The organism is Streptomyces sp. NPDC096132 (assembly GCF_044763345.1).
Classification (GTDB): Bacteria; Actinomycetota; Actinomycetes; order Streptomycetales; family Streptomycetaceae; genus Streptomyces.
In genome coordinates this window covers 375,039-390,305 of the sequence record NZ_JBIWGA010000003.1, presented here as the reverse complement: position 1 = coordinate 390,305, position 15,267 = coordinate 375,039, and the positions used below count along the sequence as shown (strand labels likewise).

The window sequence follows — 15,267 nt, the reverse complement described above, 5'->3', positions numbered from 1 at the left end:
AGACGGCACCCGCGGTGCCTCGGCCGGCTGGAGGGGGTGGAGGATGTCGTAGACCTCGACGAAGTTCCGGCACGAGCGCTGTTCCACGTAGGACGGGGCCAGTTGGTGCTCCTCGAACCGGTTGAGGTCGCATTCGTGCACGTCGGGGCGCGGGGTGCCCTCGATCAGCCACTCGGCCATCGCCCGCGCCACCCCGGCGGAGTGGGTCACCCACACCGCCTCGGCGCCCCAGAAGCCCTTCAGTCCGGAGGCCTCGCCCATGAGACGCCGAGTCGCGGGGATGCTCGACGTCGTCCACACGCACCGGCATCGGCCGGTGCGCGTAGGAACCGATGCCGATACGGTCCACGTGCTCGCGGAGTTCGGTGTACTTCCACACCGTGCAGCAGGCGAACTCCGGCATCGCCTTCGCGAGCGGCGGTTCAGCGGCCGCGGTTCGCACCACGCGCTTTAACATATACACTTAAACATTAATCACCAAGGCCTCTTGACGGGTGGCCCCAGCTACCCCTACAACTGATATACCAGTCGTGGACTTCTAGTCTTCCAAGGGGACCGCATGAGCGCCTTCTCCCAACCGCTGGCTCTGTTCGACCCGGAGGTGGCCTCGGCCGTCGACGCGGAACTGGACCGCCAGCAGTCGACGCTGGAGATGATCGCGAGCGAGAACTTCGCGCCGCCGGCGGTGATGCAGACCCAGGGCTCGGTACTGACCAACAAGTACGCCGAGGGCTACCCGGGAAAGCGCTACTACGGCGGCTGCGAACACGTCGACACCATCGAGCAGTTGGCCATCGACCGCATCACCGCCCTCTTCGGCGCCGAGGCGGCCAACGTCCAGCCGCACTCCGGCGCCCAGGCCAACGCCGCCGCGATGTTCGCCCTCCTCCAGCCGGGAGACACGATCCTCGGCCTGGACCTGGCACACGGCGGCCATCTCACCCACGGCATGCGGCTGAACTACTCCGGCAAGCTGTACAACGTCGTCCCGTACCACGTGCGCGAATCCGACCTGCGCATCGACATGGACGAGGTCGAGCAACTCGCTCTCGCCCACCGGCCGAAGCTGATCGTGGCGGGCTGGTCGGCCTACTCCCGGCAGCTGGACTTCGCCGCGTTCCGCCGGATCGCCGACAGCGTCGGCGCCTATCTGATGGTGGACATGGCGCACTTCGCCGGCCTGGTGGCCGCGGGTCTGCACCCCAGCCCGGTGCCGTACGCCGACGTCGTGACCACCACCACCCACAAGACCCTGGGCGGACCCCGCGGCGGTGTGATCCTCAGCAGGGCGGAGCTGGCCAAGAAGATCAACTCGGCGGTGTTCCCGGGGCAGCAGGGCGGTCCGCTGGAGCATGTGATCGCCGCCAAGGCGGTCGCCTTCAAGATGGCCGCGAGCGAGGAGTTCCGCGAGCGTCAGCGGCGCACGCTGAAGGGCGCGAAGATCCTCGCCGGGCGCCTGCTGGCCGACGACGTGGCCGAGGCGGGCATCACGGTGCTGACCGGGGGCACGGAGGTCCATCTCGTCCTGGTGGACCTGCGCAACAGCCCGCTCGACGGCCGGCAGGCCGAGGACCGGCTGCACGCGGTCGGCATCACCGTCAACCGCAATGCCGTCCCCTTCGACCCGCGGCCGCCCATGGTCTCCTCCGGTCTTCGTATCGGCACCCCGGCCCTGGCCACCCGGGGCTTCGGCGACACGGAGTTCCGTGAGGTCGCCGACATCATCGCCCAGACGCTGAAGCCCGAACACCTCGGCGACGAACTGGCCGACCTGCTGCGAGGCCGCGTCGCCAAGCTCGCCGCCGCGTTCCCCCTGTACCCCGAGCTGAACGGAGCCGCGGCATGACCGGCACGCCGCTTCCGGACCACCCGGACTTCCTCTGGCGCAACCCCGATCCCAAGCCGTCCTACGACGTGGTGATCGTCGGTGGCGGCGGACACGGCCTGGCCACCGCCTACTACCTGGCCAGGAACCACGGCATCACCAACATCGCCGTACTGGAGAAGGGCTGGCTGGCCGGCGGGAACATGGCCCGCAACACCACCATCATCCGCTCCAACTACCTGTGGGACGAGAGCTCCGGCATCTACGAGCACTCCCTCAAGCTCTGGGAGACCCTCGAGGAGGACCTCGACTACCCCATCCTGTTCAGCCAGCGCGGTGTGCTGAACCTCGCGCACACCCTCCAGGACATCCGCGACAGCAAGCGCCGCGTCCACGCCAACCAGCTCAACGGCATCGACGCGGAGTGGCTGGAGCCGGACGAGGTCGCCAAGGTCTGCCCCATCGTCAACATCTCCCCCGACGTGCGCTATCCGGTGCTCGGCGCGACCTACCAGCCCCGCGCCGGCATCGCCAAGCACGACTACGTCGCCTGGGGCTTCGCGCGGCGGGCCGACGCGTACGGCATCGACCTCATCCAGAACTGCGAGGTCACCGGCATCGACGTGACCGACGGCCGGGTGACGGGCGTACGGACCACCCGTGGCCGTATAGCCGCCGGAAAGGTGGCGCTCGCCGGGGCCGGACACACCTCCGTGCTCGCCGAGATGGTCGGCCTCCGACTGCCGTTGCAGAGCCACCCGTTGCAGGCTCTGGTCTCCGAGCTCCTGGAACCGGTGCACCCGACGGTCGTGATGTCCAACGCCGTCCATGTGTACGTGTCCCAGGCGCACAAGGGCGAACTCGTCATGGGCGCCGGCATCGACAGCTACAACGGCTACGGCCAGCGCGGCGCCTTCCACATCATCGAGCGTCAGATGGCGGCCGCCCTGGAGCTCTTCCCGGTGTTCGCCCGCGCCCACATGCTGCGCACCTGGGCCGGCATCGTCGACACCACCCCGGACGCCTCCCCCATCGTCGGCCTCACCCCGGTCGAGAACCTCTACCTCAACTGCGGCTGGGGAACGGGCGGGTTCAAGGCCACCCCCGGCGTCGGCTGGTGCTACGCGCACACCATCGCCACCGGCGAACCCCACCCGTACAACGCGCCCTTCAGCCTGGCCAGGTTCGTCACCGGCGCGCTGGTCGACGAGCACGGCGCGGCCGCCGTCGCCCACTGAAAACCCTCTGGGAGACTCCGATGCAACTCATCGCCTGCCCGTGGTGCGGCGAGCGCGAGGAAGCCGAGTTCCACTACGGCGGACAGGCGCACGTCCAGTACCCCGCGAAGCCCGCCGAACTCGACGACGAGCAGTGGGCCCACTACGTCTTCTTCCGCGACAACCCCAAGGGCCCGTTCGCGGAGCGGTGGATGCACGCCGCGGGATGCCGCCGCTGGTTCAACGCCGTGCGCGACACCGTCACCCACCAGTTCCTCGGGGTCCACCGCCCGGGCGACGACGGTCGGGAGGCCGGCGCATGAGCAACCCGTTCCGTATCGACGGCCTCGGCTCCGTGGATCGTACGAAGACCCTGTCCTTCACCTTCGACGGCTCCGAGTACACCGGCCACCCCGGCGACACCCTCGCCTCGGCCCTGCTGGCCAACGGGGTCCACCACGTGGCCACCAGCATCAAGTACGGCCGGCCGCGCGGCATCATGACCGCGGGCGTCGAGGAGCCCAACGCCCTCGTACAGCTCGAGTTCCCCTTCCCCGAACCCATGCTCACGGCCACGACCGTCGAGTTGTACGACGGTCTCGTCGCCCGGGGCCTCAGCGGCCAGGGCCGGCTCGGCACCGAGCCCGACCAGGCCCGTTACGACACCGTGCACGCCCACTGCGACGTGCTGGTCGTCGGCGCCGGTCCGGCCGGGCTGGCGGCCGCCCTGACCGCCTCGCGGGCCGGTGCGCGTATCGTCGTGGTCGACGAACTACCGTCTTTCGGGGGCTCGTCGGCCGCCTCCGAGTGGGTCGCCGACGTCACGGACGAGCTCTCGGCGAACGCCGATGTCCGGCTCCTCCGGCGGACCACGGCGATCGGCTACTACGACGACGGTCTCGTCCTCGCCCTGGAGAAGCGCACCGACCACCTCGGCGCCCACGCGCCCGCCCATGTCTCCCGGCAGCGGGTCTGGCGCATCCGGGCCAAGCAGGTCGTCTTCGCCACCGGCGCCTACGAGCGGACCGTCGCGTTCGACGACAACGACCGTCCCGGCATCATGCTCGCGGGGTCGGCCCGGACCTACCTCCACCGCTTCGGGGTGCTCGCGGGCCGTGAGGTCGTCGTGTTCACCACGAACGACAGCGCCTACCTCGCGGCGACCGAACTGGCCGACGCCGGTGCCCGGGTCCACACGGTGATCGACGCCCGGAGCGAGGTGCCGTCCCATTGGCGGGACGCCTGCGCCGCGCGCGGGATCGAGGTGCGCGCCGGGCAGGTGGTGTCGGGGACGAGCGGCGTCGAGCGGATCACCGGGGTGCGGGTCGGGGACGAGGAGATCGGCTGCGATCTGCTGCTGGTGTCGGGGGGATGGAACCCGGCGGTGGCCCTGTTCAGTCAGGCGCGGGGCACGCTTCGGTACGACAGCGTGTTGGGCAGCTTCGTCCCGGCGGCCGCGCTGGACACCGTACGAACTGCTGGTGCCGCCAGTGGAGTTCTCGGGTCGGCCGAGGCCCTGTCGGACGGTGTGGAGGCGGCCCTCGGGGCGCTGGCGGCGCTCGGGAGGACCGCACAGCCTGTGGCTCTGCCGGCCGGCGGCGACGAGCCCATCGGCTCACAGAGCGCGGTGCTGTGGCGCGTCCCCGGCGACGGCGACGCCCAGTTCGTCGACCTGCAGCGCGACGGGACGGTCACGGACGTCCTGCGGGCCACCGGAGCCGGCCTGACCTCGGTGGAGCACGTCAAGCGGTACACCACCATCGGGACCGCCCACGACCAGGGCCGCACCTCGGGCGTCCTCACCTCCGGAATCGTCGCCGAGGCGCTGGGCGTGGACATCGCCGAGCTGGGCACCCCCCGGCTCCGTCCGCCCGCGGTGCCCGTGGCGTTCGCCGCGTTCGCCGGCCGCAACCGCGGCGAGCTGTTCGATCCCGTCCGCGTCACCGCCCTGCACCGGTGGCACGTCGAGCACGGCGCCCTCTTCGAGAACGTGGGCCAGTGGAAGCGGCCCTGGTACTACCCCGTCGGCGGGGAGACGATCGAGGAGGCCGTGCTGCGGGAGTGCCGGGCGGTCCGTGAGGGCGTCGGCATGATGGACGGCTCCACCCTCGGCAAGATCAGCGTCCAGGGCCCGGACTCCGGCGTGCTGCTGGACCGGCTCTACACCAACGTGATGAGCTCGCTGAAGGTCGGCCGGGTCCGCTACGGCGTGATGTGCGGCGCCGACGGCATGGCGCTGGACGACGGAACCGTGTTCCGGGTGGCCGAGGAGGAGTTCCTGGTCACGACGACCACGGGCAACGCCGCCAAGGTCCTCGACTGGATGGAGGAGTGGCTCCAGACGGAGTGGCCCGACCTGCGGGTCCATCTCACCTCCGTCACCGAGCACTGGGCGACGATCCCGTTGGTCGGACCCCGCTCGCGCGACGTACTGGCCCTGGTCGCGCCCACGCTCGACGTGAGCAACGCGGCCTTCGGGTTCATGACCTGGCAGGACACCGTCGTGGCGGGCGTGCCGGCCCGGGTGGCCCGGATCAGCTTCTCCGGTGAACTCGCCTACGAGGTCAATGTCCCCGCCTGGTACGCCGTCGGCGTGTGGGAGGCCCTGTACGCCGCGGGCGGCCCGTTCGGGATCACTCCGTACGGCACGGAGACCATGCACGTGCTGCGCGCGGAGAAGGCGTACCCGATCATCGGGCAGGACACCGACGGCACGGTCACACCGCAGGACCTCGGCATGTCCTGGGTGGTGTCCAAGAAGAAGGACGACTTCGTGGGCAAGCGGTCCTTCGCCCGCGCCGAGAACCAGCGCGCCGACCGCAAGCAGCTGGTCGGGCTGCTGCCCGTCGACGAACGCACCCTGTTGCCCGAGGGTGCCCAGATCATCGCGACCGAGACCGTGCCCGCACCGCCGGTTCCCATGCTCGGGCACGTCACCTCCAGCTACCGGAGCGACGCCCTGCGGCGCACCTTCGCCCTCGCCCTGCTGCGCGGGGGCACCGGGCGCATCGGCGAGACCCTCTACGTCCCGCTGGAGGGCCGCACCGTCGCGGTGACCGTGACCGACCCCGTGGTCTTCGACAAGGAGGGAAGCCGCCGTGACGGTTGACGCCCCCGGCGCGCCCAGCGCCCCCGCCCGATTCAGCCCGCTCGGTGAATGGCAGGAGGCCTTCGACCGGCTGCCCGCCGGCTTCCAGGTCCGGGAACTGCCCTTCCTCACCCAGCTCACCCTGCGGGTGACCGCGGACAGCCCCGCGGCCAAGGCGGTCGAATCGGTGCTGGGCCTCGAACTGCCGTCCGCCTCGCGCGCGGAGTTGTCCGGTGAGGTGAAGGCCCTGTGGCTGGGCCCCGACGAATGGCTGCTCGTGGCGCCGGCGGACACCGGTGCCCCGCTGGTCGAGAAGCTGAGGTCGGCGATCGGCGAGGAGTTCGCCACCGTCACCGATGTCTCCGCACAGCGCACGGTGCTGTCCCTGCGGGGGAACCTCACCCGCGAGGTCCTGGCCCAGGGCTGCGCGATCGACCTGGACCCCCGGGTGGCCCCGGTCGGAGCCTGCTACACCACCCTGCTCGCCCAGACGGGGATCACGCTGGTCGTCCGGGCGGAGGCGGCCTCCAGCGCGTGGCTGCTGGTCCGTTCCTCCTTCGCCCCCTACGCGGCGGCGTGGCTGGTCGACGCGGCCACGGAGTACGGCGGAGGGACCGGATGACGCTCAGTGTCTTCGACATGTTCAAGGTGGGCATCGGGCCGTCCAGTTCGCACACGGTCGGTCCGATGCGCGCCGCGAACTCCTTCGTGCACGCCTTGGAGCAGGAAGGACTGCTGGAGGACACGCACGGCGTCCATGTCGAGCTGTTCGGCTCGCTGGGCGCCACGGGCCACGGCCACGGAAGCGTCAAGGCTGTCGTTCTGGGTCTGGAGGGCCACGCGCCCGACCTCGTGGACCCCGCCGTGGCCGAACCGACCATGCAGCGGGTCCGTACGACGGGAAGCCTGCGCCTGCTCGACAAGCATCCCCTCGCCTTCCGGGCCGACGACGACATCGTCCTGCACCGCGGCAAGCGGCTGCCGTTCCACTCCAACGCCATGACGTTCGAGGCGTTCGACTCCGCCGGCCGGAGTCTGTCGCTGCGGACCTACTACTCCGTCGGCGGCGGTTTCGTCCTGGACGACGACCAGGCGCACGGCCCGCGGATCGTGCCGGACACCACGCCGGTGCCCTACCCGTTCACCACCGGCGCGCAGTTGCTGGCGCACGCCGAGGCCACCGGTCTGTCGATCAGTTCGATCATGATGGCGAACGAGACGGTCCGGCGCACCGAGGCCGAGGTCCGGGCCGGGCTGCTGCACATCTGGTCCGTCATGCAGGAATGCGTCCTGCGGGGGTGCGCCACCGACGGCGTGCTTCCCGGCGGTCTGAAGGTACGGCGCAGGGCCGCCGCGCTGCACCGCAGACTCCTGACCGCGGACGAGGAGGCCGAGACCGACTCCCTGCACGCGATGGAGTGGGTGACGCTGTACGCGTTGGCCGTGAACGAGGAGAACGCGGCGGGTGGGCGGATCGTCACCGCCCCGACCAACGGCGCCGCCGGGATCATCCCCGCCGTACTGCACTACTACGAGCGGTTCGTGCGCGGCGCGAACCAGGACGGCATCGTGCGTTTCCTGCTCACCGCCGCCGCCGTCGGCGTGTTGTTCAAGGAGAACGCGTCGATCTCCGGAGCCGAGGTCGGCTGCCAGGGCGAGGTCGGTTCGGCCTGCTCGATGGCCGCCGCCGGGCTGGCCGAGGTCATCGGCGGCACTCCGGAACAGGTGGAGAACGCCGCCGAGATCGGCATCGAGCACAATCTCGGCCTCACCTGCGATCCCGTCGGCGGGCTCGTGCAGATCCCCTGCATCGAGCGCAACGCCGTCGCCTCCCTGAAGGCGATCACCGCCGCGCGGATGGCCCTCCACGGCGACGGCATCCATCACGTCTCCCTCGACAAGGCGATCAAGACCATGCGGGAGACCGGGGCCGACATGAAGGACAAGTACAAGGAGACCGCGCGCGGCGGTCTCGCTCTCAACGTGGTCGAGTGCTGAGGAGACAGCCATGAGCAACCGGTTCGTACTGACCCTGAGCTGCCCCGAGCGCCCCGGCATCGTCAACGCCGTGACGAGCTTCCTCGTCCGGCACAGCTGCGACATCACCGAGCACCAGCAGTTCGACGACCCCGACCACGAGCGTGTCTTCCTGCGCACCGGATTCACGACGACCGACGAGACGATCACTCTGGGCGGCCTGAGGGAGGCCTTCGCGGCGATCGCGGACATCTACGGAATGCGGTGGGAGCTGCGGGACGCGTCGGTGAAGCCCCGTGTCCTGGTGATGGTGTCGAAGTTCGACCACTGCCTGGCGGACCTGCTCTACCGCTGGCGGAGCGGCACGCTGGACGCGGACGTCGCGCTCGTCGTCTCGAACCACCCGGATCTGCGGCCCCTGGCGGAGGCGGCCGGCATCCCCTTCGAGCACATCCCGGTCACCGCCGCGACCAAGCCGCGCTCCGAAGCCCGTCTGCTGGAACTGGTGGACCGGTACGACATCGATCTGGTGGTGCTGGCCCGCTACATGCAGATCCTCTCGGACGACCTGTGCAAGAGGCTGGAAGGCCGCGCGATCAACATCCACCACTCGTTCCTGCCGAGTTTCGTGGGCGCCAAGCCCTACCACCAGGCGTACCAGCGCGGTGTGAAGCATGTCGGCGCGACCGCGCACTACGTCACGGCCGACCTGGACGAAGGACCGATCATCGAGCAGGAGGTCATCCGCGTCGACCACCGGCTCTCCGCGGAGCAGCTCGTCCTCGTCGGCCGGGACGCCGAACGGGCGGCCCTCGCCCGCGCGGTCAACTGGCACTGCCAGAACCGCATCCTGCTGCACGGCAACCGCACGGTCATCTTCAGCTGACTCCGCCGGCCCCCTACTGAAACGGAACGTGTGCACCGTGACCACCGCGACCGTGCTGTCCGGCTCCGCAGCCGCAGCAGACATCAAGCGTGAACTCGCCGCCCGCGTCTCCGCTTTGCGGGACCGAGGCATCGTCCCCGGACTGGGCACGATCCTCGTCGGGGACGACCCCGCCAGCCGCTCGTACGTGGGCGGCAAGCACCGGGACTGCGCCGAGGTCGGCATCGCCTCACTGCGCGTCGATCTGCCGGCCACCGCCACCCAGGCCGATGTCGAGGCCGCCGTCCTGCGGCTCAACGCCGATCCGGCGTGCACCGGCTTCATCGTGCAACTGCCCCTACCCGACCATCTCGACATGCATGCCGTGCTGGAGCTCGTCGCCCCGGCCAAGGACGCCGACGGGCTGCATCCGACCAATCTCGGCCGTCTCGTGCTGGGGATCCCCGCGCCTGAGCCGTGCACTCCTCGGGGCATCCTCGATCTCCTGCGGCGCCACCAAGTCCCCATCACGGGGGCCCAGTTCTGTGTCATCGGCTGTGGTGTGACCGTCGGCCGACCGCTCGGGCTGATGCTCACCCGGCGCACGGAACACGCCACCGTCACCCTGTGTCATGAGGCCACCCGCGACATCGCCGCCCACACACGTGAGGCGGACGTCGTCGTCGCCGCGGCCGGTGTGGCGCATCTGGTCCGACCCGACTGGATCAAACCCGGCGCGACGGTGTTGTCCGTGGGGCTCACCCGGACCGTGGAGGGCATCCTCGGCGATGTCCACCCCGACGTCGAGCGGGTGGCCGGCACCGTCGCTCCTCCGATCGGCGGCGTGGGACCGATGACTCGCGCCATGCTGATCACGAACATCGTCGAGGCCGCCGAACGCCAGGCCGTCGCCGGGAGCGTCTAGCACTCCAGCAACGTTTCGCTATCTGGCCTGATCAGAGGCATCGTCGGGAGTGTAGTTGGCTGCTGGCATGTCAGGGGCAGTCTTGCCGGACCACCCCTCCAACGAATGACATCGGGAAGTGTCTGCGCGCTGAGTGGAGGTCCTCGAAGTCGGCGGGCACGGGTGTCGTGCACTGGTTCGCGAGAGCCTGGTGCGGACCTGAGCGGGGGCCGGGTGGTCGGCGTCAGGGCCCCAGCGCATGATCGGACAGCGCCGGCCGCTGCACGCCGGTTCCACCGGCAAGCTGCTGCTCGCCGAGATGCCCGAGGAGAGAGTGATGGCCCTGCTCCCCGAGCATCTCGAGGCCGGCCGGCAGGGGCGCGGCTCAGGCCCAGGCCGTCACCGGTGTGAACGAGCTGTCCTGCCGGAACAGATCCGTCCCGTCCGATATCTCGACCCGCAGCTGGTAGTTGTAGTGCCGCAGGTAGTAACCCGGATAGTTGTACGACTCGAAGCGCACCGAGCCGCTCGTCGTGCCCGTGCGGGCGACGAAGGTGGCGTCCTTGGCGAAGGTGGACGTGCCGTCGTTGGCGTCGAAGCGGGCGCGGTAGTTGTAGTGGCGCAGGTAGTTGCCGGAGGCGTCGCGGAAGGAGTAGCCGTTCGCGTCGGCGAGGCCCGCCACGACCGTGAAGGTGGACGCCTGCTTCTCGCTGCTGGTGCTGGAGCTGGTGACCACCGGGAGGTTGAGGAGGGAGGACTGCACCTGCCAATACCGCGTGGAGTAGTTGGCGGACTGGAAGGAACGGGTGGCGTTCTTCGTGATGCTGACGCCGCCGGACACCGTCTCCTTGATGACGGTGAAGTGGCGGGCCGTGCCCGAGACGGCCGGCAGGGCCTTGGGCGCGCTCCAGGTGGCGAAGGTGTCGTAGCTGTCGCTGTAGTAGTAGTTTCCGTCGCCGTAGCCGTCGAAGAAGATCCGCCAGGCGCCGTTGTCCAGCTGGATGACGGACGGGCCCTCGCGGTAGCTGCCCCAGCCGGCCCAGTCGCCGGTCTTCGAGATCGTGTAGGGGCCGGTGAGGCTGCTCGCGGTGGCGTACTCGATGTACTTCGTCGTCTCGTTCTTGGTGAAGGCGTGGTACGTCGAGCCGGACTTCACGATGTAGGTGTCGATGTGGTTCGAGCCGATGCCGGACAGGGCGACCGGTGAACTCCAGGCGGTCAGCGCCGTGTTGGTGGCCTTCAGCAGATACGGCGTGAAGATCCACTCGTCGCTGGTCAGCGAGCAGGACACGATGACGTTGACGCTGCCGTCGCTGTCGACGAACCACTCCGGCGCCCAGGCGCGGGAGAGGTTGGTGATCGGGACCGTGTAGTCGTACAGGAACGTCCAGTTGACCCGGTCGGAGCTGCGAGCGAAGCCGATCGTGGTACTGACGTCCTGCCAGGTGTGGGTGGTGTAGGTGAGGTAGTAGTAGCCGTTGGTGTGCTTGAAGATGCTCGCGTCGCGGATGCGGTTGGCGGGCGGGGTGTACGCGGAGGACTGCACCAGCCGGAAGTCGGTGGCGTCGTCGGACTGGTAGACGTTCACCGTGCCGTCGTTGCTGTTGAGGAAGGGCACGATGGTGTACCGGGTGGCGTAGCCGCTCGCGGGGGCGGCGGCCGCGGCCGTGCCGACCAGGCCCGGCAGTTCGCCCAGGACGAGGGCCGACGCGGGAAGGGCGGCCATCGCCCGGAGCAGGGCGCGGCGCGAAGGGGTGGGGGGACGTGTGGTCACGGGCGGCTCTCCCTGGGACTCGTGCAGGCTCGTGCAGACTCGAGCGTCGACATGCGTGTCCGACATGTCGAACAAAGTTCGAGAAGTCGTGCAGAAGGTAGAGGGGAGGCAGGTGCACGTCAATGGTTTCAACACGCCCGGCCGTCACCTGTGCGAAACCTGTACGGTCCCGCGGGTTCGGGAGTTACTCTCCGGTAGACGCCGTGCAACCGGAGGTGGTCCCGCAATGACGCTCGACCGTGCCCAAGGCCTGGCCGAGTCCGCCCGTGCCCTGTCCGCCGGGGAGGTCACCTCCCGCCGGCTCGTCGAGCAGGCCCTGGCCCGCATCGCGGCGACCCAGGGCACCCTCAACGCCTTCCGGCTCGTCCGGGCCGAGGCCGCGCTCGCCGAAGCCGACGCCGCGGACCGGGAGTTGGCGGCGGGGACGCGCAGGCCGCTGCTGGGCGTGCCCGTCGCCGTCAAGGACGACATGGACGTGGCCGGTGAGCCGACCGCCTTCGGCTGCGCGGGCGCGCACCCGGCGGCCGCCCGGGACGGGGAGGCGGTACGGCGTCTGCGCGCGGCCGGGGCCGTCGTCGTCGGCAAGACCAACACCTGCGAGCTCGGGCAGTGGCCGTTCACCGAGGGCCCGGCCTTCGGCGCGACCCGCAACCCGTGGAACCACGAGCACACCCCGGGCGGCTCCTCCGGCGGCTCGGCGGCCGCGGTGGCGGCGGGCCTGGTGCCGGCCGCGCTCGGCTCGGACGGCGCCGGTTCGGTCCGCATCCCGGCCTCCTGGACGCATCTCGTCGGCGTCAAGCCGCAGCGCGGCCGCGTCTCGACCTGGCCGCGCGGAGAGTCCTTCCAGGGCATCACCGTCAACGGCACCCTCGCCCGGACGGTGGGCGACGCGGCCCTGCTCCTCGACGCGGCGAGCGGCAACCACGACCTCGACCCGCACCGGCCGCCCGCCATCGAGGCCTCGGCGGCGGTGGGCCGCGACCCCGGCCGGCTGCGGATCGCGCTCTCGCTGAAGCCACCGTTCACCGCGGTGCCCGCACGCCTGACGCCCCAGGTGCGCGCCCGGGTCGTCGCACTGGCCGAACGGCTCGCCGCCCTGGGCCACGAGGTCGAGGAGGCCGACCCGCCGTACGGACAGATCGGCCTCACCTTCGTGCCCCGGGCGACCGCGGGCATCGCCGAGTGGGTGGCCGAGGCGCCGTTCCCCGCGCTCCTCGACCCCCGCACCCGGGGCGCCGCCCGGCTGGGCCGGCTGCTCGGCGGCGCCCCGCTGCGGGCGGCGCGGCGCGCGGAGGCGGTCCTGCACCGTCGTATCGGCGGCTTCTTCACGTCGTACGACGTCGTCCTCGCGCCGACCACCGCCGCTCCCCCGCCCCTGGTCGGCGCCATGCTGCACCTGAGCGGGTTCGCCACCGACCGGGCGATGATCGCCGCCTGCCCCTACGCCTGGCCGTGGAACGTGCTGGGCTGGCCGGGCGTCAACGTCCCCGCCGGCTTCACGCCCGGCGGTCTGCCGGTCGGGGCGCAGCTGCTCGGCCCCGCCCACAGCGAGCCGCTGCTGCTCTCGCTCGCCGCCCAGCTGGAGGCGGAGCTGCGCTGGCACGAGCACTGGCCGCCGTCGCCGGTCGCCGGCTCCCCGGACGCCCGGCCGCTCGTCGCGGACTCCCCGGACGCCTGACCGCGTCATTCCTCCTGACCTGCGGTCCTTCCGCCCGTACGCTGTGACCATGGACGATGCGTCGATGGTCGGGCTGATGGGGCGGGTCACCGGGACGGTCGGGCCCGGGCTCGTCGGCGAGGTGATCGTCCGGGTGCGCGGCGGCGCCGAGCACTTCCTGGCCTACGCGGCGAACGGCACCGGCCGGATCGAGCGCGGCACGGTCGTGATGGTGGTGGAGTACCTCCCGCCGAGAACGGTCTACGTCACGCGGGCGTACGACGACTGACCCCCCGTCACGGCGCAGGTGAGCCCGCTGCGGCGCAGGTGAGAGCGGTGTCGGCCATGTGTGCGTCAAGATTGCAACAAGGATTCGTCAGCGTCTTCACCCCGGGCGCGCACAGGCGCACACTCCCTTCGTTCGGTGCCGAAAGGGCACCATCCAAAGGGGGCGTATGCCGATGGTTGTCGGCGTCGTTGCGGGGGTGGCGGTAGCCGCCGTCCTCGTTCTGATCGGTCTGTTCAAGTTGATGTGGCGGGTGGCGGAACCCAACGAGGCACTCGTCATCTCCGGCTCCAAGCACCGTACGGAGGGGCTGGAGGAGGGCATGGGCTTCCGCATCGTCACGGGGCGCGGCACGCTGGTGCTGCCCGGTGTGCAGGTGGTGCGCAAGCTGTCGCTCGACCTGAACGAGACCGAACTGCATGTGGACTGCGTGACGCACCAGGGCATTCCGCTCAAGGTGCGGGGCGTGGTCATCTTCAAGGTCGGCGACGACTTCGTGTCGATCGCCAACGCGGCCCGCCGTTTCCTCGACCAGCAGAAGATGATGTCGGAGCGGGTGCACAACGTGTTCGCCGGCCATCTCCGGTCCATCGTGGGCGGGCTGACGGTCGAGGACATGATCCGGGACCGGGAGAAGCTCACGGGGCAGACCCGTGCCGCCTGCGGTACGGAGATGGAGAAGCTCGGCCTGATCGTGGACTCGCTGCAGATCCACGAGATCGAGGACCCGACCGGATACATCCAGAACCTGGCGATGCCGCACGCGGCGGCCGTGCAGCGGGACGCCCGCATCGCGCAGGCGGAGGCGAACCGGCTCGCCACGGAGGCCGAGCAGCAGTCGTTCGCCCGGATGGCGGAGGCCACCCGGGACAGCGAGATCCTCCAGGCCGGTTACCAGGCCGAGCGGGACAAGGCGGCGGCCGCCGCCCGTCAGGCCGGTCCGCTGGCCGACGCGGGGGCCCGGCAGGAGGTCGTCGTCCAGGAGACCCGGGTCGCCGAGCTGGAGGCGCACCGGCGCGAGCAGCAGCTCCAGGCCGATGTCCGCAAGCCGGCGGACGCCAAGGCCTACGAGAAGCGCACGCTGGCCGAGGCCGAGCGTGACGCGCGGATCTCGGCGGCGCAAGCCAAGGCGAAGGAGACGGAACTCGCGGCCGCCGCCGAGGCGACCCGGGTGAAGACCGCCGCCGGTGCCGAGGCCGAGGCCACCAAGACCCGGGGTGCCGCCACCGCGGCGGCGACCCGGGCCACCGGTGAGGCGGAGGCCGCCGCCGCGCAGGCCAGGGGTCTGGCGGAGGCCGAGGCCACGAAGGCACAGGGTCTCGCGGAGGCGGAGGCCATCAAGGCGCGGGCCGCCGCCCTCGCCGAGAACCAAGAGGCCGTCGTCGCCCAGCAACTCGCGGAGAAGTGGCCGGAGATCGTCCAGGCGGGCGCGTCCGCGTTCGGCAACGTCGACAACATGGTGCTGCTCAACGGCGCCGACGGCATGGCCGATGTGTTCGCGAAGGCGCTCACCATGGGCGGGACCGGACTGGGTCTGGCGCGTCAGCTGCTGGCGTCCATGAACCAGAACGGACAGACCCCGGGCGGTACTTCACCGCTGAACGGAGTGGCCGCGCCGCCGTCACAGAAGGTGCCGGTCGAAGGGAAGTGACACACAGGTGAGACGCTCACGGG

Annotated in this window: 10 protein-coding genes and 2 pseudogenes; 10 read left to right on the top strand and 2 right to left on the bottom strand. The window is 70.5% G+C overall.

Annotated features, from left to right (window positions below; genetic code table 11):
• Positions 1–9: 9 nt before the first annotated feature.
• Positions 10–358: pseudogene (locus ACIRF9_RS09490) on the bottom strand (sarcosine dehydrogenase); the annotation flags it as partial.
• Between the two features lie 201 nt (positions 359–559).
• Here ACIRF9_RS09490 and glyA point away from each other — a divergent pair.
• The 7 genes and pseudogenes from glyA (at position 560) to ACIRF9_RS09455 (ending at position 9,897) form a co-directional block, all read left to right on the top strand.
• Positions 560–1,846 (top strand): serine hydroxymethyltransferase, encoded by a 1,287-nt coding sequence (glyA, locus tag ACIRF9_RS09485; protein WP_403818599.1) that lies wholly within the window; start codon positions 560–562, stop codon positions 1,844–1,846.
• Complete coding sequence (locus tag ACIRF9_RS09480; protein ID WP_403818597.1) at positions 1,843–3,063, top strand: sarcosine oxidase subunit beta family protein; 1,221 nt, start codon at positions 1,843–1,845, stop codon at positions 3,061–3,063. The genes glyA and ACIRF9_RS09480 overlap by 4 nt, the downstream gene beginning before the upstream one ends.
• A 20-nt stretch (positions 3,064–3,083) precedes the next feature.
• A pseudogene (locus ACIRF9_RS09475) lies at positions 3,084–6,151 on the top strand (sarcosine oxidase subunit delta family protein).
• On the top strand, positions 6,141–6,752 hold the full coding sequence (locus ACIRF9_RS09470) for a sarcosine oxidase subunit gamma (protein ID WP_403818595.1): 612 nt from the start codon (positions 6,141–6,143) through the stop codon (positions 6,750–6,752). Before ACIRF9_RS09475 ends, ACIRF9_RS09470 begins: the two are co-directional and overlap by 11 nt.
• Positions 6,749–8,128, top strand: a complete 1,380-nt coding sequence (locus tag ACIRF9_RS09465) for an L-serine ammonia-lyase (protein ID WP_403818593.1) — start codon at positions 6,749–6,751, stop codon at positions 8,126–8,128. Before ACIRF9_RS09470 ends, ACIRF9_RS09465 begins: the two co-directional genes overlap by 4 nt.
• Positions 8,129–8,138: 10 nt before the next feature.
• Positions 8,139–8,993, top strand: a complete 855-nt coding sequence (gene purU, locus ACIRF9_RS09460) for a formyltetrahydrofolate deformylase (RefSeq protein ID WP_403818591.1) — start codon at positions 8,139–8,141, stop codon at positions 8,991–8,993.
• 37 nt (positions 8,994–9,030) lie between these two features.
• On the top strand, positions 9,031–9,897 hold the full coding sequence (locus tag ACIRF9_RS09455) for a bifunctional methylenetetrahydrofolate dehydrogenase/methenyltetrahydrofolate cyclohydrolase (RefSeq protein WP_403818590.1): 867 nt from the start codon (positions 9,031–9,033) through the stop codon (positions 9,895–9,897).
• A 364-nt stretch (positions 9,898–10,261) separates the two neighbouring features.
• Here ACIRF9_RS09455 and ACIRF9_RS09450 read toward each other — a convergent pair whose 3' ends face one another.
• Positions 10,262–11,650, bottom strand: a complete 1,389-nt coding sequence (locus tag ACIRF9_RS09450; RefSeq protein WP_403818588.1) for a glycoside hydrolase family 43 protein — start codon at positions 11,648–11,650, stop codon at positions 10,262–10,264.
• A gap of 226 nt (positions 11,651–11,876) precedes the next feature.
• Between ACIRF9_RS09450 and ACIRF9_RS09445 the strand changes: the two genes are divergently transcribed.
• From ACIRF9_RS09445 to ACIRF9_RS09435, 3 genes are all read left to right on the top strand, one after another.
• Complete coding sequence (locus ACIRF9_RS09445; protein WP_403818586.1) at positions 11,877–13,328, top strand: amidase; 1,452 nt, start codon at positions 11,877–11,879, stop codon at positions 13,326–13,328.
• A gap of 49 nt (positions 13,329–13,377) precedes the next feature.
• A complete protein-coding gene (locus tag ACIRF9_RS09440; protein ID WP_403818584.1) occupies positions 13,378–13,596 on the top strand; it encodes a hypothetical protein in 219 nt (72 codons plus the stop codon).
• A gap of 166 nt (positions 13,597–13,762) precedes the next feature.
• Positions 13,763–15,244, top strand: coding sequence for an SPFH domain-containing protein (locus ACIRF9_RS09435; protein WP_403818582.1), 1,482 nt, complete (start codon positions 13,763–13,765; stop codon positions 15,242–15,244).
• The last annotated feature ends 23 nt before the right edge of the window (positions 15,245–15,267 follow it).

Coding starts and splice junctions, on each gene's coding strand:
- glyA (WP_403818599.1), top strand. CDS start 560: ATGAGCGCCTTCTCCCAACCGCTGGCTCTGTTCGACCCGGAGGTGGCC.
- ACIRF9_RS09480 (WP_403818597.1), top strand. CDS start 1,843: ATGACCGGCACGCCGCTTCCGGACCACCCGGACTTCCTCTGGCGCAAC.
- ACIRF9_RS09465 (WP_403818593.1), top strand. CDS start 6,749: ATGACGCTCAGTGTCTTCGACATGTTCAAGGTGGGCATCGGGCCGTCC.
- purU (WP_403818591.1), top strand. CDS start 8,139: ATGAGCAACCGGTTCGTACTGACCCTGAGCTGCCCCGAGCGCCCCGGC.
- ACIRF9_RS09445 (WP_403818586.1), top strand. CDS start 11,877: ATGACGCTCGACCGTGCCCAAGGCCTGGCCGAGTCCGCCCGTGCCCTG.
- ACIRF9_RS09440 (WP_403818584.1), top strand. CDS start 13,378: ATGGACGATGCGTCGATGGTCGGGCTGATGGGGCGGGTCACCGGGACG.
- ACIRF9_RS09435 (WP_403818582.1), top strand. CDS start 13,763: ATGCCGATGGTTGTCGGCGTCGTTGCGGGGGTGGCGGTAGCCGCCGTC.